We start from the raw sequence: 26,330 nt of genomic DNA, 5'->3' as shown, positions 1-26,330 counted from the left end.
CAGCCAGCGCTACGCTTATATATGCGCATTTTTTATGAAGAGAGAATATCTGCAGGTACGCTCTCTCAACTTAAGCAGCACTTACGTGCTGTATTTTTAAAAGTGGTTTCGCAGCGGCAATGCTTGCCGCTGCTGCAACCAAAAATGTTGCATGAGCCGAGAGGGGCTCATGCGCTTTTGTAGATTTGACGCTCAGAATCGCGTCAAATCTTTTGCTGCTGTTCTGGCACGCTATCTGCTGTATAAAAAGTACTTGACGGGATGATTTGTTTCACATAGGCGCAAATGCTAAGGACGAAATAACTTTAGAATGCGGCGCATTTTCCATGAAAGGCATCATGGATATGTACAATAATGGAAATGCAGGCAACTTGAAAATTTCTGGCAACGAGGCTGATGCTGGTAAAAACGATGGGTTTGGTCTTGCACAAGTAGGTAATAATGCTACAAGTGCGTATTGGGTTGTATCTACCCCTTCTGCAGCACAGAGAACCTTAGACACAATCGATAAGTTCATTGAAACTGTTGATTCTAAGCGTGCGGCCCTAGGCGCAATCCAAAATCGTATGGAAAGCACCATCCGTAATCAGAGCTCGATTTCTGAGAACGAATCCGATGCTCGCAGCCGTATTCGTGATACTGACTTTGCCTCTGAAACCGCTGCTTTAACCTCAAATCAGATCATTCAGCAGGCCTCTCAGACCATCTTGTCCCAGGCCAATCAGCGTCCAACTATTGCGCTGCAGTTACTGGGTCAGTAATGGCTTAAGCTTCAACTAGCTTGCAAAAGGGCAGTGCTTAGCACTGCCTTTTTCGTTTGGGCGATACCACTGCTGACGCTACCTTGCTGACGACCTTGCTTATTGTGCTTGCTACTATTGGCGCTTGCTACTCGTGCTGCGGCTTTGATGCTGCAGTTATGGAGGCTATTGATAGCCTGGAGTGGCGATCTTGCGATGGTAATAGCTGCAGTTATTTGCAGCATGGTGCGGCCTGTGGTGGTGGGCCTTGCTTGACTGGTGGCTTTCGCGCCTAAACAAAGGGCCATGCTCGTGAGAGTGTGGCCCTTTTGTTTTGCGCCTGCGTTAGCCGGTGCGGCGCTGCGACGGTGCAGAGCTGCGGCTCTAAGGCGCGGCGCGGCGACGCTGTGTTGCGGTGCGGTGCTGCGGCGGTGCAGAGCTGCGGAGCTACGGCGCGGCGTTGAGTACTTTGAAGTGGCTATCTGTTGTGGTAGTCCTGAATCCTCTTGTACTCAGTATCGAAACGCTTAATCATGTCGTCGAGGTTATCCATGATGTGGGATACCTCATCAATGGCACTGTCATTCTCCTTGGAAATATCGGTACAGTGCATGGAGAGCTCGTAAACATTCTCCGAATCAGAGTTAATCTGGCTTGCAACCACGGTCTCAGAGGAGATAAGTTCGGTCATCTCCTGAGTCATTTGGCTCATACGCTCGATGTTCTCTGATACCTTTCTAAAGCCTGCAGCTGATTGCTGAATTGCCTCATGACCAGCATCGGCCAGCTCGCGAGATTTACGAGAAGACTGTACGGCAATTTGAGAGTTCTTAATTAATTCAGCTACAGTGCCATGAATCTGATTAGTACACTCTTTTGACTTGATTGCAAGGTTACGTACCTCATCAGCTACCACAGCAAAGCCACGACCTTGTTCACCAGCACGTGCTGCTTCGATAGCTGCATTTAATGCCAGAAGATTGGTGTGCTCTGAGATACTGATAATCTGCTTTAATAAATTAGAGATCTGCTCAGCATCGGCAGCTAAGGTCTCAATGATGCTACACATATTGTCGCTACCAGAGCTAATGTCATCTAAGGCAGAGCGATTCTTTTGCGACATAGTTGCTGTTGAGGTAACGAGGTCAGAGGTCTCACGTGCATAGTTATTGGTTTGATGCACTAATTGTTCAAGCTCGTTGATCTCATTGCTCGCGTGGGCAATTGAGTCATGAATATGGTTACTTCTCTCACTTTGCTCAACAATATAACGAGTGCTTTCATGAGCATATGAAGAGCAAGCATGTGCCTTGACACGTAACTCATCAACTGCATCGCCAACACGGTTGATCATAGATCTCATATTGGCATTGTTGGACAAAATCAACAGACGCACGTTGGAGATGATTTCATCTTCACGATCATTGGAGTAGCACAGCATGCCTACAGGATGGTCGTAGACTTTAGCAAGCAGCTTTTTGGCATTCTCCATCTTGCGCTTCATGATACCACGTTGATTAGCAACGCACAGGTATGAAGAGAGTGAACCCACTGCGATCGCTGCGATTGGATGTAAGAAGAAAGCACCTGCAGTCACAGCAGCACAACCTAGAGCAAGCTGCATAGACTTAGGAATAACTGGGAAGCTTGGCTTTAATGGCTGATTGCTATTGAGCTTTTTGTAAACTTCAATAGAACGCTGTACGTCCTTTTCATTTGGTGGATAACGAACCGACTCATAGCCAACGATATGGCCGCGATCAAACACTGGAGAGATGAAGGCATTCACCCAGTAGTAATCGCCATTCTTGGTTCGATTCTTCACAATGCCCATGAAGGACTTACCGCTCTTGATGGTAGTCCACATGAGAGCAAACACCGCTGCTGGCATGTCAGGATGGCGGACGATATTATGAGGTTTACCAATGAGTTCTTCTTCTGTAAAGCCACTAATTTCAATAAATGGCTTATTAACTTTAGTAATGACACCTTTCAGGTCGGTAAAGGAAATAATCTTGGCGTCCTTAGGAAAAGGCACACGCTTATCCGTTACCGGTAGATTGGTCTTCATTGGCACCTCCAAAAATGTCCTAGCTTATGTACTAACTAGGAACAAACACATCGCTCCAAACCTCAGCAATGCGCAATATAGGCACCCAAATAACAAGAAGCTTTGCTAAAAAGATGAAGACACGTTGAAGTGACTTAGCAAAAGCTACTAGGCTGCCATAAAAAACGGTACTTACTTTCGTGATCTTTGTACCGCGTAGATACAATTGACTATGCATGTGTTGGCGTTGGCCACGCACATAGAGCTACTTGAGATAGATATAACTTATCCCAAGCGCTTTTAATGAACTACTTACTAAAAAGTAAGACTGCAATAGTCTACGCTTTAGCAACTAATAGTATTAACTCACACTTGTCCATAAATGGACATAAAATCTCCTACAATTTAATGTCCAATCGTGTCTTGTTGCAAGTTGTTTTGGCACGCATCTCCTAGTTAATGACACATCTCACAGACTAAAAATAATCTTTGAGAGCGGCGTCAAAAGAGCTTGCTTCTCCAATCAGTATAAGTGTGCAAATACTTAAGCAAGGCATAAGCAAAACCTAAGCACTTTGCGCCCAATACTGGCAGCGACACAGTTATGAGTATCCAAAATAACTTACATATTAATGCACAAAAGACTTTGCATCAAAGCAAATAAGCATGTTAGGCAGAATTTTTATATAGCAACCGCCACCACCTAACTCATAAAAACCCGAAATTTATCAGCATTACGAGCAACTATGCTTTTAAGTTTCCATCTCTTGAGTATTTTGTTCAAACAACCATAAAATGGCACAAAATGGCCTTATAGCCCTATTCTCACGCAGTCTTTACACGATTATCACCAAAACCCCATCCTCACACGAACAAAGAGCCTCATCAACATCCAACCACATCAACTTTAAGCTCTGCTTTTACGCGGCTATCCAGCACAAGCAAGCTAAAAGCATCGACTGCAGCATGAACCAAGCGATCATCACCCTAGCCTATAAGATCACCGTATCGCTGCCTCTAAAGTTCACGCCAGGCTACATGAGTAGCATCCATGTCGCATGAGATCATATGCTTATCGCTGTAACAGCTAATAGCTGGACACGGACGAACACAACGAATAGCGGCATTAGCGCTGATGTACTTAATAGCATCTGTAGATGCACAAGTGCTCGCTTATGATTATTAACCAGCCTTAGCTGCGCTGATCTTGTGTTGCTTGGCTACTCCTCTTTTAAAGGATCTGTTTTGTAAGCTCTACTTGTATTGGCTCGTTAGGCTTGCAATCAATGGCCTTATCATCAGTTCCTTGATATCAGATGATCTTTAGGCCGTGATCTTGGGGCGTGCTCCGATGACCCACGATCTTATGTCCGCTATTTTGACCTGCGATCTTCAGCAGGCTATTTACCGTGAGTTCTGTTGGCTTGGGCAATTAGGTTGTGATCTCGGGTTAGTGATCTTAGGGATTTAATCTTGGGGATTTGCTCTTTAGCCTTGTGATCTTGTGACCTGGAATTTGACCTGTGATCTCGCAAGATCGGTGAGCTGCAGTATTGCCATTATTAAGCTTGTTCGCTCGTTGCTGCTCTGTTGGTGGCATACAGACAAGCAAGCGCTAGAGACAGCTAAGGAATTTAATCAACTGATGGCTAGAGACAGCTAAGGGAGTAGAAACGACAAAGGCCTAGAGCTTGTGCTTGCTAGGCCTTTGAAGATATTTAGCAGATATCTAGATGGATGGTGCTATTGGTGAACCTTCTGGTACTCAACCTCGAAGCGGTGAACCATTTCATCGAGGTTCTGCATGATCTGATTAACCTGCATAATGGTGTGATCGGATTCATCTGCCATATCAGAACACTGTTCAGCTAAGTTAGATACGTGAGCCGCATCTGACTCGATCTGATTAGCAATCGATGCCTGATTGCTAATACTGTCGGCCATGGTGTGGGTCATGTCCTTAATCTTAGAGATGTGAGTCTTAATCTCGTTAAAGCGAGTAGCAGACTGAGCAATAGCCTCCTGACCAGCCTCAGAGAGCTCTACAGAGTGAGCTGATGCATCGACAGCACGACGTGAGTTATCAATTAACTGACCTACGCACTCATCAATCTTGTTGGTGCACTCTTTAGACTTAATAGCGAGGTTACGCACCTCATCAGCTACCACGGCAAAGCCACGGCCCTGCTCACCAGCACGAGCAGCCTCAATAGATGCATTCAATGCCAGCAAGTTGGTGTGATCAGAGATATCAACAATAGTCTTTAAGAGCTCAGAGATGTTATCAGCACTAGCTGAGAGGTTATTGATAACGCCTACTAATTCTTGAGCACCCTCGTTAATTGCCTTAAGTGCCTTACGGTTGTTCTGAGTAGCATCGAAAGTGCTGTTAACGCGATCAGTAGTCTCAGTGGCAAGCTTATCGGTGTTCTGCACGTTATCACGCAGATTTTCGAGCATATGACTCATATTACCGATAGAAGCACGAATATTAGTACTCATAGCACTTTGCTGATGGATATCCTCAGCACTCTTGCTTGAGATCTCTGCAGAAACGCTAGCTCTGGACTTAAGAATTTCTAAAGCATCACCAACACGATTAATCATAGACATCATGTTAGCGTTGTTAGTAAGAATAGCTAGACGCAGACCAGAGATGAACTCATCTTCACGATCGTGGGAGTAGCACAGACGGCTTACTGGGTGATCGTAAACTGCAGCGAGCAGCTTATGTAAGTTCTCAACCTTGTGACGCATTAACCAGCGCTGATGGGCAACGCTAGCAAATGGGCCAATAATAGCTGCAGCTAAAGCGGCTAGTGGGTGAACAAAGTAAAGACCAATCGAGGCGGCCACGAATGCAGATGCTGTGATCATAGCACGTGGTGGAGTTGGAATAATTGGGCTTAAACGCTTACCTGTGCTTAAAGCCTTGTATACAGCCTCAGAACGCTGTACATCGCGCTCATCTGGGCAGTAACGTACGGACTCGTAGCCAACAATCTTACCGTTTTCAAATACTGGGGAGATGAATGCATTAACCCAGTAGTAGTCACCGCTCTTAGCACGGTTCTTTACGATCGCCATGAAAGGCTTGCCTGACTGAATAGTTGCCCACATCAGAGCAAAAGCTGCAGCAGGCATGTCAGGGTGACGCAGAATATTATGAGGCTTGCCAATCAGCTCTTCTTTTGAATAACCGCAGATATCCACTAACTCTTGATTTACCTTAGTGATGATACCTTTCAGATCGGTAAACGAAATGATCTTAACGTCCTTTGGAACGTTAATGCGATTGTTTGTTACAGGAAGATTTAACTTCATGGGGCACCTACTAGCTCAGCAGAATAAGTGAGTTAGAACCTAAATTAAGATCATCAAAGCTACGAGTTATATACCATGCTGTGGTGACAAACAGTATAGAGCAGCTAAGTACTATTACTAGGAAACAAGCGTGAATTTGAACTCTAGATCAAAGAGTTTACCCATACACACACTTGCATCATAAAGCTGCCTTGAGATGATTGCCACAACATGTACTCAAGGTATGATGATTGATGCTAACTTTGCCAAGCATTACTTGCTATGAGCATAAGTAGCTAAAAACAGTATCGCCATACATAAATGGCGATATTAAAATCCATGCAATCTCTTGCAGGTCCAAAAGCAAAGCGCACAAGTACTATTTAGAACTACTCTATCCATTCAAGCACTATAAACAACCTGTTAGATAGCTGCTTTAGCTTTTAATAGGCAGTTAATGATCCCTGGTGCTGAACTATGTAAATAAAACCTAAAGATCAGCTCGACTTATTCGAAGTCTAATCCGAAATATTAACGCTATTAACCTAGCATCTTGTATGTCAGTTGTGCTTTGATAACTACTATAACATAAACACAACCTAGCTAAATGCAAGAACACATGAGCAATCTAGTTATCTAGTGTTATTACAACACTTACAGTACTTATGATGCAGCTCTATAGCTTAGAGACATAATACTCCAATTTGTTTACAAAGCCTAAGAAAGTTAAATCTTATAGTCTTTTAGCAAACAAATGATCACCGCTGATGCACAAAGGTCAAACTCAGCTAGGATCATGAGTAACATAGTATTAAGTAATACTATTGCACTTTGTATCTATGCATACTAACCAAAGCCAATACATACATGCAAGTTCAGCTATCACAAGAACTATCTACATCACAAAATTTTTTCAAGTTTCTTCAACACATATGAAAATCACCCCCACCAAACCGCCAATCGCAAGAAAACTAAAGATCAAAGCCCATACACCAAACGATCACTTTACATTGCGTTTACCGGCTAAGATGAAGACCTCAGCAGCTACTCTGCTACCTAAATCCAAGCAAAAGATCACCAAGAGCAGCCAAGCATCTGGTGTCACGTCGCCCCATCAAACAACAAGTCAAACTACCTAGCGCCTACCATCAAGCATACAGTCGGGCTATCAGATCATGCCATCAAAAACCGAGCACCTTCTATCTAGCGTATACAATCAAGAGCCTAGCGCTTGCCATACAGCATCAATCAGCAGCTACCAAGCATCATGGTTCTAGCATCGAGCATAGTATCAGCTCGTGCCGTCGTTTTATGAGTTAATCGCCAGTCAGTTGTTTGATTGACATATAGTTGTGTGAGTATCAGGAAAGCTCAACTACCCTTTTCTAATACGAGTACATGACTAAGGAGTATAAAGTCAGTAGTAAGGCAAAGCTCTGGTGTTAGCAAATGCCAGTCATCTCAATAAACATTTCTATGTTTTTATGTTGGGCATGGTCAATTTGGTATAGCAATGCTTTATCTGTGCCCTGAAGTTAAAGCATGTTGGGCTAAGTGAGTTTATGGATATGCTTGTTTGTGGGCACATAATGGCTTAAATACGGACGATCTGAAAAATGGATATAGAAAGGCTAGTAATGTTCGTACCTGACTTTAAGGCTGATTAATGGTATATTGTCAGTCTTGCTTTTTTTGTACCCTCACTAGGACTTCAGCTTAATGGCCCCCACCCCTGTACGCCCTAATCTGCAGCCAGTGGTCAAGTGGGTTGGTGGCAAACGCCAGCTTCTTACTGAAATCGCACCACTGATGCCGTTGCGCTACAATCGCTACTGCGAGCCTTTTTTAGGCGGCGCGGCCGTGATGCTGTACCTGCAACCTAGCAATGCACTAGTTGGCGACCTCAATGGTGAGCTGATTTTGCTCTATGAGGTAATCCGCGACAATGTTGAAGACTTGATTGATTGCCTTAACAAGCACATCAATACCAAGGAACACTACTATGCGGTGCGTGATATCGACCGTGACCGTGAAGAGTTCTTAAAGCTCAATCGTGTACAAAGAGCAGCCCGTCTGGCCTATCTAAACCGAACCTGCTTTAACGGCCTGTTTAGAGTTAACAGCCGTGGTCATTTCAATACTCCATTTGGTAGCTATAACAATCCATGCATTGTTAATCCTGACAATTTACGTGGAGTAAGCCGCTACTTTAATGAAAATGACATTGAGTTCATGCACTGTGACTTCCAAAAGCTACTAGAGCGCTTAGGCCCAGGTGACTTTGTGTACCTCGATCCTCCTTATGATCCTGTGTCCGAAACCTCAGCCTTCGTAAGCTACAACTCTGGTGGTTTTGGTCAATACGAGCAAATGCGCCTCAAAGAATGCCTCGATGCCCTAACAGACAAAGGCGTGCTCTTTATGATGTCTAACTCCTCAACCCCATTTATCAACAAGCTCTTTGAAGAGTACGACATAACTGTGGTTAAAGCTCGTCGCGCTATTAATGCCAACGCCAATCGCCGTGGCCACGTAGATGAAGTGGTAATCCGTAACTACACCACTAGACCTGCTTACTAACAACCCCAATCTATGGTTAAGTGGCTATCAAAATGCCACACGACAAAGCCCTCAACTGTAATTATGTGTGTCATACCTACACTAGGTTAATAATTACTAGTTACTACACATAGCATTATTCGATAAGATAAGTAGTAGACATCGTCTTTATCAGGACTAGTCAAAACAGAATTCTAGTGCTCCTTAGTCAGCGGCATGCCCTCCTGACATAGTTAATAGCTATTGCTATACAGAGCAACACACAACTCCAGGAGACATGCCATGGCAGTATATGTTAATACAAATTTTTCAGCTCTTCAGGGCCAGCGCTACTTAGGCAACGTCCAGAACCAGCTCACTACTACATACCAGCGTTTATCTAGCGGTATGCGTATCAATAGCGCTAAAGACGACGCTGCTGGCCTCCAGATCGCCGACCGTTTAACCAGCCAGATCAACGGACTCAATCAGGGAAATCGCAACGCATCCGACGGTATCGCTCTTGCTCAGACTGTAGAAGCTGGTATGGACGAGATCTCTGGCATGCTCCAGAAGATCCGTACTTTAGCTGTTCAGGCTAATAATGGCACAAATACCACAGAAGATAGACAGGCACTTTCAAAAGAAGCTACAGCATTAGCAACTGAAGTTAATCGTATTGCTAAACAAACCACCTTTGCAGGCAAGACAATCCTTAATGGATACCAAACTAACTCTCTAGTTGCTAAGCCTGCTGGTGGTGCTGGTGGTGCAGCTCCAGCTAATGGCGATGCTCAGGAAATGACATTACAAGTAGGCTCAAACAAGGGTGATACTATTAGCTTTAAGCTAGCAAATGTTGTTTTCTCTAAAATTGCCGATGGAGGCAACGTCGCAGCTGCGCTGTTCGGTGACCCTGCAAATGCAAAAGATAAAGCATTTACAAAAGATGATAATGGTGTAACAAAAGTTCAGTTTACTGTAGCTCAAGCACCTGAAAACATCATCGATGCAATGGATAAGATGATTGGTTTCATCGATGCGCAGCGTGCCGATTTAGGTGCCATCCAAAATCGTCTTGAGAGCTCTATCCGTAATCAGTCTAACGTTGCTGCTAACGAAGCCGATGCTCGTAGCCGTATTCGTGATGCTGATTTTGCTGAAGAGTCTGCTAACTTATCACAGCAGTCCATCATTCAACAGGCAGCTGCTTCTATGCTGATGCAGGCTAACACCCGTCCTCAGCTTGGCCTGAGCTTATTGGGTTAATCGGAGGAAAGTCACATGGCAGTCTATGTTAATACCAATTATTCAGCTCTTCAGGGCCAGCGCTACTTAGGCAACGTCCAGAACCAGCTCACTACTACATACCAGCGTTTATCAAGCGGTATGCGTATTAACAGCGCTAAAGATGACGCTGCCGGCCTCCAGATCGCCGATCGCTTAACAAGCCAGATTAATGGCCTCAACCAGGGTAACCGTAACGCATCTGACGGTATCGCTTTAGCTCAGACTGCTGAGGCAGGTATGGATGAAATCTCTGGCATGCTCCAGAAGATCCGTACTTTAGCTGTTCAGGCTAATAATGGCACCAACACATTAGAGGATCGCAAGGCTCTCGCTAAGGAAGCATCTTCTTTAGCTACTGAGATTAGCCGTATTGCAACCCAGACCACTTATGCCGGTAAGACCATTTTAAACGGCAAGCAGACCAACTCCATGGATCCTTTTGTAGCAGGTGGTGCTGGTGCAGCTGGTGCTGATCAAAGCATCACTTTACAAGTAGGCTCAAATAAGGGCGATACTATTTCATTTGCACTCGTTAACTTGCAGTTCTCTGCTGCAGCAAATAAAGCTGGTATTGCAGCGGATAAAATTAAAGATGCAGCTGCAGATGATGTCGCATTCAAGACTGCTGCCGATAAGTCCATTACTGTTAATTTCTCTACAGCAGGAATGGCTGCAAACATTATCGGCTTCATGGATCAGATGATTGGCTACGTTGATAGCCAGCGTGCCGATTTAGGTGCTACACAAAATCGTCTTGAGTCATCCATCCGCAACCAGTCAAATGTTGCTGCTAACGAAGCCGATGCTCGCTCACGTATTCGCGATGCTGACTTTGCTGAAGAGTCTGCTAACCTTTCACAGCAGTCCATAATTCAGCAGGCAGCTGCTTCTATGCTGATGCAGGCTAATACCCGTCCTCAGCTTGGTCTGAGCTTATTAGGTTAATCGGAAGACAATCACATGGCCGTTTATGTGAATACAAATTTCAGCGCCCTGCAAGGCCAAAGAGCGCTGACTAATGTCACGAATAATCTGACGACTACCTATCAAAGGCTATCTAGCGGCCTTAGAATCAACAGCGCCAAAGACGACGCTGCTGGTCTTCAGATTTCTGATCGTTTGACCTCACAGATTAACGGGCTTAACCAAGCTAACCGCAATGCCTCTGATGGTATTGCGGTTCTCCAAACCATTGATGGTGCAGCTGAAGAAATCGTCAATGCTATGCAGCGTATTCGTACCATTGCTGTTCAAGCAGCTAACGGTACCAATACCACTGCAGATAGAGAGGCACTTAACAAGGAAGCTAGTGCACTTTTAACTAGTGCCATGTCTATTGCTACCGATACTACCTTTGCTGGCGCTAAGATCATGATGGGCTATTACCCTGCAGATCCAAACCGCCTTTTTGAAGACAGCAAAAGTGGTAATTTCACCAGCCGTCCAGGTATTTTAAACTTGCAAGTTGGTGCTAATAGCGGTGATACCATTCGAGCAACTATCGAAAACTTCTTCGCTGCCGATATTGCTGCTCGAGTAAAAGCACCTGGAAGCAAAGATACTATTGAAGATGCCTCAGCTGGCTCGTTAGTGACTGTTAAAGGTAATAATAGCGTTGATGGCATGACCATCGATATCACCACTGCTGAAAAGGCTGCAGGAGCCATCATTGGCATGGATGGAATCATCCAAGAGCTTGATAAGAGACGTGCATCGATTGGTGCATACATCAATCGTCTGGAGTCTTCTATCCGCAATCAGTCTAATGTTTCTGCTAACTCAGCTGATGCACGTAGCCGTATTCGTGATGCTGATTTTGCTCAGGAAAGTGCCAACCTTTCTCAGCAATCCATAATTCAGCAAGCTGCAGCTACCATGCTGATGCAGGCTAACACCCGTCCTCAGCTTGGCTTAAGCTTACTTGGCTAAAAGTCTTTATTTATTATCATACGGTGCCCTTCATGGGCACCGTAGTCACAGATAATCCTTTCATTTAAAAACAGCACTGTAATACCTCCTCTCCAGCAAAACCTCTCTTTACAATAGCTAGCCGCCTTAATGCTTACTGCGCTTCCTTGGATCTGTTAGACTGAAATTATTGACTGATAGAGCGTGCATGAGACGTTTATCAGCTGATAATTGCGACTGCGCAAAGTGCTAACAAATCGCTATTTTTTGCTAGTTTTAGGACTTTTCTAGGCTTCATCTTGCTCTATTTTTGGCAGTTACTTCTCAAAAGTGATTTGCTTTTGCAGTGTATTTAGTCGAGCTTAAGCACTGCTAAGATCTTTGTGCTAAGCTAGAGACATAGGCAAAGATAATTTGCCTCATGAGTAGCCTTAAAAAGGTCTTATATACAGCTTTGACTGTACTTTGCTCTTTAGTGCAATAGCCTTTCGTGCATAATTGACCTTGCTTTTGTAACCTATACTAAAACAGCTAGCTGCAACTAGCTTTTACCATCGTCTTTGACTACTTGTTCACACTCTTAGTCTAGGCCACAGAGATCATTATGGCTTTATACGTCAACACCAACGTCTCGTCACTCAATGCGCAGCGCAAAATGAGTAATGTGACCCTTAACCTGAGCGACAACTACTCTAAGCTTGCCTCAGGACAAAGAATCAACTCCTCCAGTGACGATGCCTCGGGCTTTCAGATTCAGGATCGTTTAACAGGCCAGATTAATGGGCTTAATCAAGGCAATCGTAATGCAAACGACGGTATTGCCTTTCTGCAAACCGTTGATGGTGCTGCAGGCGAGATTCTCAACAATCTCCAGCGCATTAGAACCTTAGCTATTCAATCAGCTAACGGTACCAACTCATCAGCTGATCGTAAGGCTCTAAACGAAGAGGCCTCAGCTGAGTTAATTGCAGCTATGGCCAATGCCACCGACACTACTTTTGCCGGTGCCAAGATCTTAATGGGTTATTACAAAACTGATGATAATTGCATGTATGGCGACTCAGGTATTGGTGGCAAAGTAGAACACCGCCCTGGTAAGTTTGACTTGCAAGTTGGTGCCAACTCAGGAGATGTTATTCCTGCTACCATCGAAAACTTCTTCATTGCAGATATTGCATACAGAATTAAACCTACTGGTGGCCGACCAACTATTGAAGATCTTTCAGCTGGCTCATTGAAGGTAATTGAAGATAAAGGCACTGTGCTTGGAATGACCATTGATATCTCGACTCCTGAGAAGGCTCAAGGAGCCATTCAGGCAATGGACTATCTCATTGCAGAGGTCGATCGTCGTCGTGGCACCATTGGCTCTTACATGACACGTCTGGAGTCATCTATTCGCAATCAATCAAACGTTGCTGAAAACGAGTCTGATGCACGCGCACGTATTCGTGATACCGACTTTGCCTCTGAGACTGCATCATTTACTCAAAATCAGATCATTCAGCGAGCTGCAGAGACTGTACTTTCTCAAGCTAATCAGCGTCCATCCGTAGCTGCATCATTACTTAAGTAAGATCACACTAGCTCATATCGCTGCGCCAAGATCCCTTGCGTGCAGTGATATGCTGCCACGCCAAATGATGCCGCTCTGCCCATCAAATTAATTATTTGAAGGCATGGCATTGTGAGGCTCATTTACCTCAAAGCTTCATGCTTGGTAGGCATTGTGAGGCTCATTTCACTCCACTTCTCAAGTATGTTAGGCATTATTAGCCTTATTCTCAGCTAGAGATCATGCATAGCAGGCATTATTAGCCTCATTCCCATCTATGCATAGCATGGCAAGCATGTGCTGCTGCATAGTTGCTCTTTATTTTCCTTGACAGCTTCCACTTGGCTGCACCTATTCGCTAGTTTGCTTTCCTGTATCTATTAGAAATGCAAGGCAATGTATGCAGTTTTATTAGCCTTTTTCAATAGATACAACGTATAGATGATAAAAAAATTTGGAAAGTAAAACGTTTCGCATCTATTATGTTGTGCAAGATTTGATAGAAGTGCGCTTGAGTTTAGAGCAGTTGAAGTCTTATTTACGGCATTTACTTTGTAAGGAGGGATGGAGTCTTAAACAATGTGACAAAATTTGCCGCTTTTGCCATTAACATAATGCAATTATTGCCGTATAAGAAAGTAGGATGCTGAGGGTCGATATTCCTAAGTCCTAAACCCCCAGCCACTGAGCAGATCGCTCAGGAGAGATCTTTTGCATTGCTATAAGCAATGAGAAAGTTGTAAGCAGAACATAGTTTGCAGACTATGCATAGTGCTTCTATTAGCCCAGACAGCACTCTTTTTCTGCGTACCTGTTCGTGCATCAGACATTCTGTCTGATGCCACCCTACCTCATCCTGTTTAAACACCTCACACCCATAAAGATATAGTATTACTACGTCCTTATTGTGCCAGGATAAAGCCATTTAAGGCCTCATCCATTTTAAGAGTTAAACAGAACTTAAGCAGAGCATTGACCGTTACTGCGCCATGCCTACAGGTCTTACTGATATATACATATCACGCCATCACCATTTTGCAGCGAAGAATTCTGTAATCAATACTCTCCTAACAGTAGTCTTAGGAAATTCGCTCTGCCCTACATAATGAAATATGCGTGCCAAAACTTACACCAAAAGTGTGATCTCGAACAAAAACTGCCAATATGTTGACCCACTGTCATATTTCAAACAGCCACGAAAAGCTCATAAATATCAGCATCTGCCTATGCTTAAGGCAATACCATCGTCGCCTCTAGCTCATGCACCGAACTTACACAAACTTGAGCCACAAGCCTTCATGGCCTAGCACCTGGCAAGGCTAAGATGCTGATACCTTACTAGCGGCAAAAACCTTTGCCACTACGACATGTTTTTCTGCCGGCAGACCTTTCTCCGGCAATTTGTTAGAAAGAATCACTTTGCTTCAGTATTAAGCGGCAATCTAATACCCATTAGCCCATAGTCTCAATTGCCTTGTATAAGTTATTTGTACCCTGTGATTATCCTAAAATCGCAACGCCTTCACAGGCTAAGGCCTAGCCATAGGCTATTGCCTAGTTTTGATGCGCCGCCATAGCTCTTGGTTTATTCGTGTAAATAGCAACAGACTGCTTGCCAATGGATAAACAATTTGGAAAAGCATAGTACAAGCTTGCTGAAGGCTCTACTCATCAGCTTTCAGCTTGTTCACAGCATTAGCTTGGCACTTGTGCCTATGCTTGTACTTGTGCATTTATGCGCTATTTATCTTTTGAATCTGCTGAGGTGTGCTGCTAAACAGCTACCGCAGCTAAGCACGATAGAGATTAAGATGAGCTCCACTGTGCCTGGATTGGCTTGCCATGGCTAGGCATGGCGCAGTATGGATGAGTGGCGCTTGGCTGGTGCGCTTGGTCTAGCCTGTTTTCGTAGGCATGGCTGGGCTATGATTGGCTCGTGTGCTTGGTCTAGCCTGTTTTTCGTAGGTATGACTGGGATATGCTTGGCTTTGGCTTGCCTAGCGATATTTGGTTTTGCTTAGCTTGCTTAGTAGTGGCTATGCTGATGCGGAAAATGGATTGCGTGGGCAGACTCTTTTGTGGCTAAGGCAGAGCCTGCACAGCGATGGGGTTGTGCTACTTATTTATCAAAGATGTCTTTGAGGCACTGAAGCTTGTTGATGTATCTGCACAGAGCTGCTTCACGCATAATTACAGCTTGCTTTAAGACTTCAACTTGTTCTGAAGAGCTTAACTTTAAAAAATCGCGGCTGTCAAAATCAAAAGGTGGAGGGCAGTCATCAGGTAGAGCAATATTCTCCATACCCAATCTATATAAGTCTTTGCCCTGCGCTTTATTATACTGCTGCGTCATGCGTTCATAATTGCGTGTGGAAGCTTTGTCAGTATCGTAAGGATCTAATCTTTGTCCTCTGCTATCGCGCTCAGCATAAACGCCTTTAGAACAGTTGTCCTTAGCATAAACAGGATCATCTTGAGTTGATAACTGAGTATCTCTATTGAAGTTGCCACCACGAGTAGTATCTTCTTTGTTAGAAGCATAACTATCTTGGTAAACATTGTTACGACGCCAAGCTTCTGCACGATCAAAAGCAGAATCATCTCTATAGCCATGGCTTGCAGGTAGAGTATCGGTGTTTTCTATGGCGTATATATCTTTTGCATTTTGATTATAGTCACGTGGATCTGTAGTGCGATAGAGATTTTCTGCCTCTTCTTGCTGTTCACTAACTGCAGCAATCTTATTTACTGGAATATCATATTGCTGATTAACATGGGCATTGAGCACGCCAGAAAGATGTGGCTGACCTTCACCTGCTACAAACTCTTGACGTTGTGCGGCGTAACGTGGACCAGGCTCTAAGGTACCAAAAGTAGGCAGTTTTTCTCCTAATACCATAGAAGAGCCACGCAGGCACTGGCGTCTTGAATTTGGGGCATTTACATCTTTACAGTGGCTTGCAGCACCACCTTTACGTAATACACTAATAGTGGCACTACTGCTTTGCTTTTTAGAGTATTCAGACTTATCGTGAAAAGAATAGACAAACTCACGAGGATCGGTTTTCTCTCGTACTACTACCACGTTTTTAAGCTCTGGATGAGCCTTCAAAAAGCGGCTAGCAAACACAATCTCGCCAAATGGACTCTCATAAATACGGCCGACACGAGCCATGCGATAAGGAGCGTTCTTTTTACCATATAAGGCAACTACATAGCCCTTTTGAATATCCTTTTGTACGTCACGTGATTGTATGACGCGTAGTGACTCATAGTCACCCCAGGTCTTCTGAAACTCTAATAAGTCCATTGCACACTACCTTATACAGTACCACCACACGCATGAGGCAAAATAAATCCAATGAGATAGATATTTGCCCGACCTAACAACCTACCAATTAATGTTGCTACTCTAACTAAAAATTTAGCCCTAACTAGATTAGCGTTTTTAGCTCAGTTACACAGGCATATTTGAAAGACTTGGCACCTTGTGTACGAGCCGCAAATGTAAACTTTAGCCCTAGTTTACTGGTTTAGGTTATAGTGCAACTATTATAGCAAACAAGACACAAAAACTTACAAGGTTTAGCTCACTTTCGTAAAAGAACTATTCGCACTACATTATTTATACTAAATTTATGATAGTAATGCACCTATACGGAGCAGCACTCCCGCTTATTGCACACTATTAAGAATAGTTTTTCTAAAAAAAGTATCCTCATATATGAACACTAAAAGTATGTATACAAGAGCAGTGCTATCTTTGATAGGATGCATGCGTGTTCATCATGTCTATGTTGCAGGTTAGATATTTTGTTCTCATCTGCTGTGCCCAACCTCTGATCTTGCTGTACTCGAATCAACTAAGTTGGCTGGCAGTAACGAGTTGCTTAGCTTGGCTTAGATTAGCGTAGCTTTGCCTTGCATTGCTTTGATTTGCTTTGCTTTGCTCAACTTAAATCAACTTAGCCATGCATGGCTTTATTTGCATAGCTTGGAGTGAATTTGCTGATTCGGAGTGAGCTTTTAATGGTTGTACATAGCCTAACTGATGGGGCTGTGCTTATGTGGCTTAGTTGCTATGAGAACTTGTGCGTGGCTCATAAATCACAAAGCCCACGTTGGTGGGCTCAGTTAGGCTGCTAGGTTGGGGCAAGTCTATGCTGTTTTTTTTGTGGTGGTGAGAGATTGTTTAGGGCGTAGTGTGCTTGTCTGCTACTGTTCACCAATCTTCTTCCAGGTGACCTCGTTGCGGCAGTACAGCGGCTCAGCTAAGGATGGATCGGTAAGAGTGAAGTCACCGCTCATGGCGCTATAGATGATGGCATCGGCTCGTGGATAAAGACGCAGGGTGTTTTCTTCGATGCTCTTGTTAGTAGCGGCTAAGAGATCTGCTGAGATTTTATCTTTAAGACCGGCCTCTAAAAGGATGGCAATGCCGGTACCTGCAAGAGCAAGCTTGTCAGAGGCAATTTTATCTGCGTGAGTTAAAAGATCTGCAATGGCATCTTCAGGCTTTGCCACCTTCTCTTCAATCACAGTTGCTACCTTGTTGCCGCTCTTTTCAAATAAAGCGTAGTAAACCTCGCCCATACGTGCATCTGCAGCACACAAGGCATAACTCTTATCCTCATGAGCGTTACCATCGCCACAATCTAAGAGCTCAGGAATAGCTAAAAGCTTAAGATCGCTCACGGCAAATACCTCAACATCTAAGCCTAAAGCTAAGGCTTGAGCTGTAGAAGTAGCAATACGTACACCGGTAAAAGAGCCTGGGCCGGCACCAAAACCTACTGCCTCAATATCCTCACGAGCAACTGAGTTTTCAGTAAGTAAGCTATCCACCATGCTCAATACTAAATTGGCATGCTTTTGTGGGGCTACTTCGCTCTTTAAGAAGACTTTGCCACCAACACTCAAAGCTACGGAGCAATTTTCTGTGGCAGTATCAATCGCTAAAACAGTCTTATCTCTCATAGTTTAATTGTCCTGTAGTGTTGTGACAAAAGTATCTGAGCCTTGCTAAGACTCATTAATGCCAAATTAGCAAAGCCACCGCTACCATTAGATGGCGATCATTTGCATTGCTAGATGATGAAGGCCTAGTAGAAAGCTTATCGCTTCACTACTAGCTGACAAACTATAGATCATAGCATGTCTAGAGCCTGCATAGCTAAAGCCTAGCAGCGCTTTTTGCTGCGATATGAGCTAAAGCTAGTGAGCTTGTGCAGAGTTAACTGACAATCCTAGTGCGCTGTTTGCTGCTATACAGGATTGAGCTAGTGAGCATTTGGCAGACATACTACTACGACTTGCATGAGCTCTTGGTGGCCATGCAACTAGGCCTTAGATGGGCTTTATCTAGCATTAATAACACATGATGGTTTACAAATCAGGCTATGGCACTTAAATGTGCTTAGCTTGCGTTTGTAGGCTGTATTGTATAAGATTCCGCTACTATTTAGTTAACTCATTAGAATGCACTTGGGCCTTTATTACCTCTTTGCAGCTTGGGCTCATGCATTGTCATGCTTGTTTGACAGCACTCATTGGTTTTTGGTTACTTTCGGTTCTGGGGATTATTGATGATTAAGAAACGTATTATTGCGTTTGATTTGGATCCGCAGCCGGCTGTATCCGATTCATATCGCTATCATCTGCGCTCTAAGGATTCGGCGGTTGAAAACTCCGAAGCCAAATACTATCAAGACCCATCCAAACCTCGAAAAGTAGCTCACGAGGATATTGCAGACTACATGCAAGTAGTCACACCACGTCGTCGTGGTCGTATTCAGGCAATCAAAGACAATCAGCCAAAGCACGTCAAGCAAAACATCTTAAAGCAGCAAGTCGAAGCCTTAGTTTCAGGTCAGCGCTCTCATGCACTCAAGCCACTGCGCATTAAGCTGCGCTCCATTGCTTTAGCCTTAGCTGAGAATGCTAAGAACTGGAAGAAAGAAACACCTGAGCAAAAGCGTGCCGAAAGCGAGCTGTCCGTATGCGAAATCAAGACTGATGCTTTGGTTTACGAGACTGCAGTTTCTCCAACAGGCTATACCTACCGTCGCCTCAAAAAGGCCACCACATCTTTAGCAAAGTAGCCTACACCAAGCTAAGTACGCTGCCACTCTTTCAAGCTTATCAGCACCCTACACACATAGCCCCTTGGCCACTTACAACCTGCTGTTCGCTAGCTAATCACGCCACAAACACAAGCAGATGCTATTGCCCATGAGCAGTTAGCACCACTGCATACATGAGCCACCCTTTCTAAGCTATAACCACTCAGGTTAATGCCACTGCAGCAGCTGCAGCTGTTAGTGCAGCAGTTACTGCAGTTATTGATGTGCTATTGCTGTAGCTTCTACAGATGCTGATGCTGCGGCAGTTGCTGCTATTGCTGTTGCTCATACATCCCCAAGAGCCGCATGGCCAATATCTAAGTTCTCAAGACTCTATGCGTGCCATGAGCTTCTACTTGCGATTAGGCAATGCATTTAGCTGCTAATAAGCCTATGCGCTTTCAGCACTTGGCAAACTATCCACAGTCTCTTAGGCGGCCACACAATCATGAGCTTGTGCTTGAGCATCTAAAGTGATGGGCCGACTAGATCCTGTGCTTTGCCTACACACGTACTTGCTGATTAAGCGTAATACGTGTGGCTTACTTGCCTTATTTTTATAGTGGCCGATGCTACTACCTTTTGCCTATAGCCGAGTTGCTTTAGCCTCAGTGCACTTGAGCTTTCTTTGGCTCAGGCCTTGGCTTTAGCGTGGGCTTGAGCTTTGGCGTTAGCTTGAGCCTTGGCTCTAGCTTGCTACTTAGCGTTAGCTTGCGCCTTAGCGATGCCTTGCGCCTTGGATTGTGGCGGCTAAGGCTTTGTGGTGGACATGTGCTCGGCTAGTGGCTTGTTAGTGGGCCTTAGGATTTGACCTTCTTTAAGAAGCTTAAGACTTCGGTAACTGAGGTTACGTGGGTCATTGGCGGTAAGGAGTTAAAGACGGTTTGACCGTAATTTTTGGTATGCAGTCTTGGATCAAGCAAGACTAAGGCACCTGTATCGGCTTCATTACGGATTAAACGACCTGCTCCTTGGCGCAGTGCAATGATGGCATTTGGCAGGCTCTCGCACTTAAAGACATTTAAGCCCTTGCTCTTAAGCTTGCCCTCAATTGCCTTGGTAATTGGGTCACCTACTTGAGTAAATGGCATCTTATCGATGATAACTAAAGATAAGGCCTTACCCGGTACATCCACACCTTCCCAGAAAGATGAAGTGCCAATTAATACTGCATTACCTGCCTTGATGAAAGCCTGCATGGTATCTGACACTGTCATATTACTGCCTTGCTTGAGGATACGGCGCTTATTTGAATAATGAGCACTCATATACTCATAAGCTTCATTTAAGGCTGAGTACGATGTAGTCAGAATAAAGATACCGCCATCGGTAGCATCGATAACTGAGCTGAGCATCTTAAGAGCCTTTTCCATACGACCCTTGACGTTAGGCTCAGGGAAAGATGGTGAGGTAAAGAGGCAAGCATGGTTCGTGTAATCAAAAGGAGATGGCACTATGCTTTGCTTTACTTCCTCGTGCTTGAGGCCAATGTCGTAAAGGAACTTATCAAACTTATTGTCAGTGGTGATCGTTGCAGAGGTAAAGACTACAGTACAGCCTTGCTCCTGAATCTTACGCAGAGCTGCACTTAAGTATGGGCCAATATCAATTGGGCATACGGTCAGAATGAACTTATAGCCTTGATCCTCTTTAGGCACAATCTCAATCCATGAGGCATTATCCCAACACTCTTCACCTTGCTTGTTGCGATCAGAGTTCATGAAATCAGTGATGAACTCTAAAGTCTCATCCACTTGATTTTGCAGAGGCTTGATATCCTCGACGGCTTCTTCATTACTCTTAAGGAGCTCAGCTAGTGACTTTAAGGCCATGAGTAAGTCAGCCATTAAGCCTCTAAATAAGGCATTGCGTACTGGTTGATTGGAGTAGTCATACACCACATCACCCATGTCGCTATCGTATGGGGAAATACGTGAGTAATCGATACCAAATTGATCGCACAGCTGACCAAAACGGCGCTTTAATTCCTTATTAAAATCACGCTCATCAAGATTACGTGAAGAGCGAGCAATCATCATCTCAAACTCTTCATCGCTAAGCGTGGACTCACTATCCTCAGATTCAGTAGTAATCTTCTCGCCGCCTAAATCAAGCTCGCCTAAGTCACGATCAAACCAACCGCTTTCTGTTAAACCATGAGCTTGTAAGATGGCTCGTACCTCTTTCATGGTGTAAGAGTCTTTACCAAGTAAGACACGGTCTTTGTTATTAAATAACTCGTAACCTAAGAGCTCAAATGGTGACTTAAAGTGATGGTGGCAGTACTTAAAGTTAGCAATACCGTGCTTACCATCGCCTCTAAACAAGAGACCACGCATCAGCACATTGACAATGCATTCAATCTTGTAGAGAGTTTTAGCAAAGGCACCTGTCTTAGTAGAGACCTTAGTCGATGAAAAACACTTATGCACCTCATCTACTAAATCCTTAAGAAACTCTAGGCTAACGTCGCGTTTGAAGAACTCTCGACCGACCTCAGCTAAGGTATGGGCCTCATCAAAGATCAAAACATCTGGCAGTGGCAAGATAGAATTTGGATTGCCAATACCATTAGGACTTTGCAGCGCAGCATAGAAAAGAGCGTGATTAATCACGACTACATCGCGCTCTTTAGCCTCCTGACGTGCGGCAAACACAAAGCAATGTGAGCCATCGATACCAGTATTGCCAGAGCGTACACGTTTAAAGCCAATAGCGGGATCTTTACCTGCAGCACCAGGACCAAAAGCACGGCCAATTTCCATATCTGCTTGATCTACAGGGACTACAGACGCAGCTGTATTAGAGTTTTCTGACAATTCCCTTAATAAATCGCGCTTACGAGCTGCATAAGGACAATTGCTCGCCATCTCTTGGCATAAAAATGAGTCACAAGTAACTAAAGAACGGGCACCTTCTTTAAGTGAGAAAATCATCTCACCAAACAAAGCATTTTTAGGATCGCTATCTAATGAGTCAGTACACTTATCAATATAGGCGCTAATGGTCTGACGATCACGCGCATTGAGTGAGCGCATGCCATCGCCATCAAACACATAGCGGCAAATATAGTTAGCGTGACCCTTAAGTGCGATGGAATTAAGGTGTGTGGTACCTAAAATATTAAAGATCTTGGGTACGTCTTTAGAGCTTAACTGATCTTGCAAAGTCTTAGTGCGAGTAGAGACCATCACTGTCTTGCCAGCAAGCAGCGGTGGCACTAAATAAGCGAATGTCTTACCGGTACCAGTACCTGCCTCTACTGCTAAGAACTGATGAGTGCTGATAACTTCAGCCACACTAGCAGCAAAGCTTTGTTGTCCTTTACGCGGTGAATAGCCCTCAAGCTTCTTACCAAGAATGCCATTAGCGGCAAAGACGCGTGCTACGTTCATCTTGAGTACAGACTCACGTGAAAAAGGCTTCATACGGGCCTCTTTCATCTTGAGTACATACTCGTTATAAGAACGATTAGACACAATGATGCTGCGATGATTGAGAATCTCTAAAGACTTCTTCTTTCTATCAAGCTCGCTAAAACTATCATCATAGTCGCCAGGCTCTACCGCTACTAGAGGCTCATCTTCTGAGTAGTCTCTTTCCGTCACCACACGACGCTCTTCATCCACTGCATCGATGACAACAGCATCATTAGCGACCTTAGCTTTATCCGCATGACCGAATAAATAGTCACTTGCCGCTTGTACGATTTCATTAACATCGCCTCTACGGATGACTTCTTTATCAACAACCGGAGATAAAATGTGGGTGCCAGCAATAATTGACCTAGCTAAATCTACATCTTCAGCACTAGGCTCATTGGCAGTCGCCTGATTATCAGCATCCCCTCCAAATAAGGCGTTAAATGCCTGATCATGCAAGGCATCATCTTTAGTCTTAACCTTAGATGCATTCTGAGTAGATTCACCCTTGCTTGACGCATGCTCAGAGCTACCTTTAGCAGCACTAGATGCGGCAGTGCTATCTTTGGCTTCGCTCTTTGCCGCAGCCGAGGCTTTAGCAGTGACTTGAGAAGTTCCTTTAGCAGTTCCTGTAGCTGTGGCATTAGCAGTAGCTTGAGCAGTGCTGCCTTTAGCTGCAGTGCTCTTAGCTAAGCTGCTAGCTGATGGGCTTGAAGCAGCTGCAGTCAAGCCAGCAGTATGTGATGCAACTATGGCGGCATCGGAGTCTTGATCGTCAGCATCATCAAAGATATCGCTACCACCAAAGGCCAAAGCAGAGAGGAAGTCATCGTCAGACATAGCCTCAATCTCTTGTTGTGAGCGAGACTTTTTGCCCGATTTTGAGCCTACATAAGTATTGTTCTCTGGGTCAAACATCTCAGTGCTATTATCATCACCTGCTACACGCACATCACCGTGCTTTAAGGATGCACCACTAATCTCTCTCACCTCATCCTCAGCCTCACTTTTAGCAGGACTGTTGAGATTCTGGCTAAAGTTGTTGATAGTGTTAATAAGATCGCTAGCTGTCTCCATGACAGCCTCAGATCTCTTCTGGGCAAAGTCATCATTAAACTTAGCATGTAAGAGGGCTGGATCATGTAAGGCATCCTTGATGGATGCTGCTTTCTTAGTCCCGCTAGCACTAACTTTTGAAGACGACGACGCCTTAGCTCCACCTAAGCTACGGCCACTTGCCTTACTTGTACCTGCCACCTCCTGTGCAAAGGCATTAGGCACAGCACTATCCCATGGCGCAACATCATCACCATTGGCAAGAGCAGACTGAGCTGAACTAGCAGCAGCGGCTGCGGCCGAACTTTCTGCACGGGCTACACTAGCTGCACTTGCTGCAGCGTGCGCCGCATTAGAAGCCTGCTCAGCATTAGCTGCATTGTGCATTGCAGCGCCGTCATGATGAGCACTAGAGCTATATGTTTGATCCATTGCAGCGGCATCATCTAGCGGCACATAGTTATCCCACGGAATATCAGCATTGCCATTGGCATTGCTATCCCATGGAGCTGCATCGTTATAGTTTGGAGTGCTATTTTCCCAAGGGGCTACATCTGCGTTGCTAGCGCTTGCGTTATCCCATGGTGCGCTCTCATTGCCAAAAGGAATATCCTCGTTCAAAGGATCAGAGCTTGGCTGACGCTTAGAGATCTTATCTTGCTTGCGTGCAACTGTGGCAGTGGCGGCATTGTCAGATGCACCTTGACTGTCATTACCTGAGGCAAACTTATTAAAGTCATCAATAGACAACACCTGACCAGCCCCAAACAGACCACCTGCGTAAGGAGATTCAAAGTCTTCATTAGAGTATGGGCCTGCATCTTGGCGAGCACCTGCCTTGTTTGCAGATGGTTTGGACTTGGCTGAATTTTTTGCAAGATCTTTTAAGTCCACAGCGCCTCCTTACTGGCTCATAAATATAAACAGACCACGAATACATGGGAACAATGAAGCAGCTATTGTACGGTCTTACAAAGTAAAACCATAGCGCCAATATAGAATGATCTCATACTTTGCTCAAATCTAGCCAGAAAGCGTAAAAAAGTTATCTCAAATCACCCCATATCCATGCTTTAGACACCAAACACCTATACAAGCAAGTTCATCATCCCCATCAAAATACCAGCAGCCAGCGACTGCAGCACTAAAAGTAATTAACCATTTTATAAGCACGTTAGCGCAGCAATTGCCTATAGCTGCCAGAACAGCTCATGAGTCTATGCTGTTAACACTCTGTAAGCTTCAACATACGGTGCAGAGCCTGAATGCCGCTATGCAGTCATATGCTTAGCTTCTGTGCTAATTATCAACCGTGTTTTGGCTGTAGTAGTGCGCTATGGTCTATTTGGGCTTAGCGGAATGTGGCGAGCCTTAAGAGAGCTTCCTCCAAATGGCCTAGCTCATGGCCAAGCTTCTTACCTACCTTGCTTAGGCTGAGCATTGGACGGAGCCACTACTAGCTGATGAAGGGGGGCTTTGTGCACTATAGACGCACACTTTTTCTCATATATATGAGACTTAAGGGCATTAGGCGTTATTATTGGCTATGCAAGCGGTGCTATAGGCACAAAAGATCTGAGCGCAAATGATGCTAAGTCTTTGTGTGTACAGCGTGCATCATCTATTTTCAACATGAGGGATATTCTTATGGCAGCAGAAGACCAAGATAAGAATAAAGCATCCTGCTCTTGTGATGAGAGCTATAATAAGAAAGGCTTTAAGCTCTTCGGTTCTAAGGGATCAAGCTCTTGCTCAACTAAAGGCAAGCGTAACTCGTGCGCAACAGGCAATTGCCCATCTGGTACATGTTCGACCAACAATACTTTGCTCTTAGTAGTGATTGCGGCAGTGATGTTATTAGTAGCCTATAGAACACGCTCTCAGTCTGAAGATGTCTCATTAGAGGCTAGCGTTGCAGCTCAAGAGACAGTAGCAGTTGATGCCCAAGAGGCTAATGCTCAGCCAAAACAAGAGCCATAATTCACCATAGATTGCGCTTGCACCCTTGGCACTTAAGGCCAATCCCTTTGCTTTGTTGATCCCCTTGCGCTCTTAAGTCGCGCACTCCCACCTCATGCCTTTCAGAGCACACGCTCTGTACCTTTCCACACCTCTTTCTTTTCCCAAGCTCATTGCGCTCCCCGACTGTCTTATTGTCGCTGTGCGGATACTCAACTCGCATGTGGCTATTTGCTCCAACCAATCGGTCGATTTAGATTTTTGTTGAGGCTCTTGCGTTCGTGTGATGAGTTGCAACAGGCCATGTTCTCTTTGCTACACATGGTCATGATGGACTTACTGCTAAGCTATTAGCATGTGGTGCCTTGGATTTTTTGTGCTTTGGTG

The 26,330-nt window shown here is 44.6% G+C and carries 14 protein-coding genes and 1 pseudogene; 10 read left to right on the top strand and 5 right to left on the bottom strand.

The window, feature by feature from the left end; all coding sequences use genetic code 11:
- The 3 genes and pseudogenes from H524_RS17585 to H524_RS17580 all read left to right on the top strand — a co-directional run.
- On the top strand, positions 1-183 hold a 183-nt coding region (locus tag H524_RS17585; RefSeq protein WP_211232156.1), incomplete at its 5' end, for a hypothetical protein.
- Between the two features lie 299 nt (positions 184-482).
- Positions 483-761, top strand: a pseudogene (locus H524_RS14410) (flagellin); the annotation flags it as partial.
- A gap of 56 nt (positions 762-817) precedes the next feature.
- The gene (locus H524_RS17580) at positions 818-1,036 is read left to right on the top strand and encodes a hypothetical protein (RefSeq protein WP_027939493.1); all 219 of its coding nucleotides are present in this window, start codon (positions 818-820) and stop codon (positions 1,034-1,036) included.
- 182 nt (positions 1,037-1,218) lie between these two features.
- Here H524_RS17580 and H524_RS0105415 read toward each other — a convergent pair whose 3' ends face one another.
- Together H524_RS0105415 and H524_RS0105410 are read right to left on the bottom strand one after the other, a co-directional pair.
- On the bottom strand, positions 1,219-2,811 hold the full coding sequence (locus H524_RS0105415; RefSeq protein WP_027939492.1) for a methyl-accepting chemotaxis protein: 1,593 nt from the start codon (positions 2,809-2,811) through the stop codon (positions 1,219-1,221).
- A gap of 1,722 nt (positions 2,812-4,533) precedes the next feature.
- Positions 4,534-6,114, bottom strand: a complete 1,581-nt coding sequence (locus tag H524_RS0105410; RefSeq protein WP_027939491.1) for a methyl-accepting chemotaxis protein — start codon at positions 6,112-6,114, stop codon at positions 4,534-4,536.
- A gap of 1,698 nt (positions 6,115-7,812) precedes the next feature.
- Here H524_RS0105410 and H524_RS0105400 point away from each other — a divergent pair.
- The 5 genes from H524_RS0105400 to H524_RS0105380 all read left to right on the top strand — a co-directional run bounded on the left by H524_RS0105400 (position 7,813) and on the right by H524_RS0105380 (position 13,405).
- The gene (locus H524_RS0105400; RefSeq protein ID WP_027939490.1) at positions 7,813-8,673 is read left to right on the top strand and encodes a DNA adenine methylase; all 861 of its coding nucleotides are present in this window, start codon (positions 7,813-7,815) and stop codon (positions 8,671-8,673) included.
- 261 nt (positions 8,674-8,934) lie between these two features.
- On the top strand, positions 8,935-9,900 hold the full coding sequence (locus H524_RS0105395; protein WP_027939489.1) for a flagellin N-terminal helical domain-containing protein: 966 nt from the start codon (positions 8,935-8,937) through the stop codon (positions 9,898-9,900).
- A 15-nt stretch (positions 9,901-9,915) separates the two neighbouring features.
- Positions 9,916-10,866 (top strand): flagellin N-terminal helical domain-containing protein, encoded by a 951-nt coding sequence (locus H524_RS0105390; RefSeq protein WP_027939488.1) that lies wholly within the window; start codon positions 9,916-9,918, stop codon positions 10,864-10,866.
- 15 nt (positions 10,867-10,881) lie between these two features.
- Positions 10,882-11,850 carry a flagellin N-terminal helical domain-containing protein gene (locus tag H524_RS0105385; protein ID WP_027939487.1) on the top strand — a complete coding sequence of 323 codons (969 nt, stop codon included), beginning with the start codon at positions 10,882-10,884 and terminating at the stop codon, positions 11,848-11,850.
- A 583-nt stretch (positions 11,851-12,433) separates the two neighbouring features.
- On the top strand, positions 12,434-13,405 hold the full coding sequence (locus H524_RS0105380) for a flagellin N-terminal helical domain-containing protein (protein ID WP_027939486.1): 972 nt from the start codon (positions 12,434-12,436) through the stop codon (positions 13,403-13,405).
- Between the two features lie 2,098 nt (positions 13,406-15,503).
- On the opposite strand, the gene H524_RS0105365 is transcribed toward H524_RS0105380, so the two are convergent.
- Together H524_RS0105365 and tsaB are read right to left on the bottom strand one after the other, a co-directional pair.
- The gene (locus tag H524_RS0105365) at positions 15,504-16,694 is read right to left on the bottom strand and encodes a hypothetical protein (RefSeq protein ID WP_027939483.1); all 1,191 of its coding nucleotides are present in this window, start codon (positions 16,692-16,694) and stop codon (positions 15,504-15,506) included.
- A gap of 905 nt (positions 16,695-17,599) precedes the next feature.
- Positions 17,600-18,361: a tRNA (adenosine(37)-N6)-threonylcarbamoyltransferase complex dimerization subunit type 1 TsaB gene (gene tsaB, locus H524_RS14405; RefSeq protein ID WP_052338928.1), complete on the bottom strand. Its 762-nt coding sequence runs from the start codon at positions 18,359-18,361 to the stop codon at positions 17,600-17,602.
- A 608-nt stretch (positions 18,362-18,969) separates the two neighbouring features.
- Between tsaB and H524_RS0105355 the strand changes: the two genes are divergently transcribed.
- The gene (locus tag H524_RS0105355) at positions 18,970-19,485 is read left to right on the top strand and encodes a hypothetical protein (RefSeq protein ID WP_027939482.1); all 516 of its coding nucleotides are present in this window, start codon (positions 18,970-18,972) and stop codon (positions 19,483-19,485) included.
- Between the two features lie 821 nt (positions 19,486-20,306).
- Here the strand turns inward: H524_RS0105355 and H524_RS0105350 are convergent.
- A complete protein-coding gene (locus tag H524_RS0105350) occupies positions 20,307-24,878 on the bottom strand; it encodes an ATP-dependent DNA helicase (RefSeq protein WP_027939481.1) in 4,572 nt (1,523 codons plus the stop codon).
- Between the two features lie 753 nt (positions 24,879-25,631).
- Here H524_RS0105350 and H524_RS0105345 point away from each other — a divergent pair.
- Positions 25,632-25,964, top strand: a complete 333-nt coding sequence (locus H524_RS0105345; protein ID WP_027939480.1) for a hypothetical protein — start codon at positions 25,632-25,634, stop codon at positions 25,962-25,964.
- The last annotated feature ends 366 nt before the right edge of the window (positions 25,965-26,330 follow it).

This window comes from Anaerobiospirillum succiniciproducens DSM 6400 (genome assembly GCF_000482845.1).
GTDB lineage: Bacteria > Pseudomonadota > Gammaproteobacteria > Enterobacterales > Succinivibrionaceae > Anaerobiospirillum > Anaerobiospirillum succiniciproducens.
The sequence above is the reverse complement of the archived record's forward strand: the minus strand, read 5'-3'. Positions and strand labels throughout refer to the sequence as shown.

What these genes read in the sequence shown, in the direction of transcription:
- H524_RS0105415 (WP_027939492.1), bottom strand. Translation starts at nt 2,811, where the DNA reads ATGAAGACCAATCTACCGGTAACGGATAAGCGTGTGCCTTTTCCTAAG.
- H524_RS0105410 (WP_027939491.1), bottom strand. Translation starts at nt 6,114, where the DNA reads ATGAAGTTAAATCTTCCTGTAACAAACAATCGCATTAACGTTCCAAAG.
- H524_RS0105400 (WP_027939490.1), top strand. Translation starts at nt 7,813, where the DNA reads ATGGCCCCCACCCCTGTACGCCCTAATCTGCAGCCAGTGGTCAAGTGG.
- H524_RS0105395 (WP_027939489.1), top strand. Translation starts at nt 8,935, where the DNA reads ATGGCAGTATATGTTAATACAAATTTTTCAGCTCTTCAGGGCCAGCGC.
- H524_RS0105390 (WP_027939488.1), top strand. Translation starts at nt 9,916, where the DNA reads ATGGCAGTCTATGTTAATACCAATTATTCAGCTCTTCAGGGCCAGCGC.
- H524_RS0105385 (WP_027939487.1), top strand. Translation starts at nt 10,882, where the DNA reads ATGGCCGTTTATGTGAATACAAATTTCAGCGCCCTGCAAGGCCAAAGA.
- H524_RS0105380 (WP_027939486.1), top strand. Translation starts at nt 12,434, where the DNA reads ATGGCTTTATACGTCAACACCAACGTCTCGTCACTCAATGCGCAGCGC.
- H524_RS0105365 (WP_027939483.1), bottom strand. Translation starts at nt 16,694, where the DNA reads ATGGACTTATTAGAGTTTCAGAAGACCTGGGGTGACTATGAGTCACTA.
- tsaB (WP_052338928.1), bottom strand. Translation starts at nt 18,361, where the DNA reads ATGAGAGATAAGACTGTTTTAGCGATTGATACTGCCACAGAAAATTGC.
- H524_RS0105355 (WP_027939482.1), top strand. Translation starts at nt 18,970, where the DNA reads ATGATTAAGAAACGTATTATTGCGTTTGATTTGGATCCGCAGCCGGCT.
- H524_RS0105345 (WP_027939480.1), top strand. Translation starts at nt 25,632, where the DNA reads ATGGCAGCAGAAGACCAAGATAAGAATAAAGCATCCTGCTCTTGTGAT.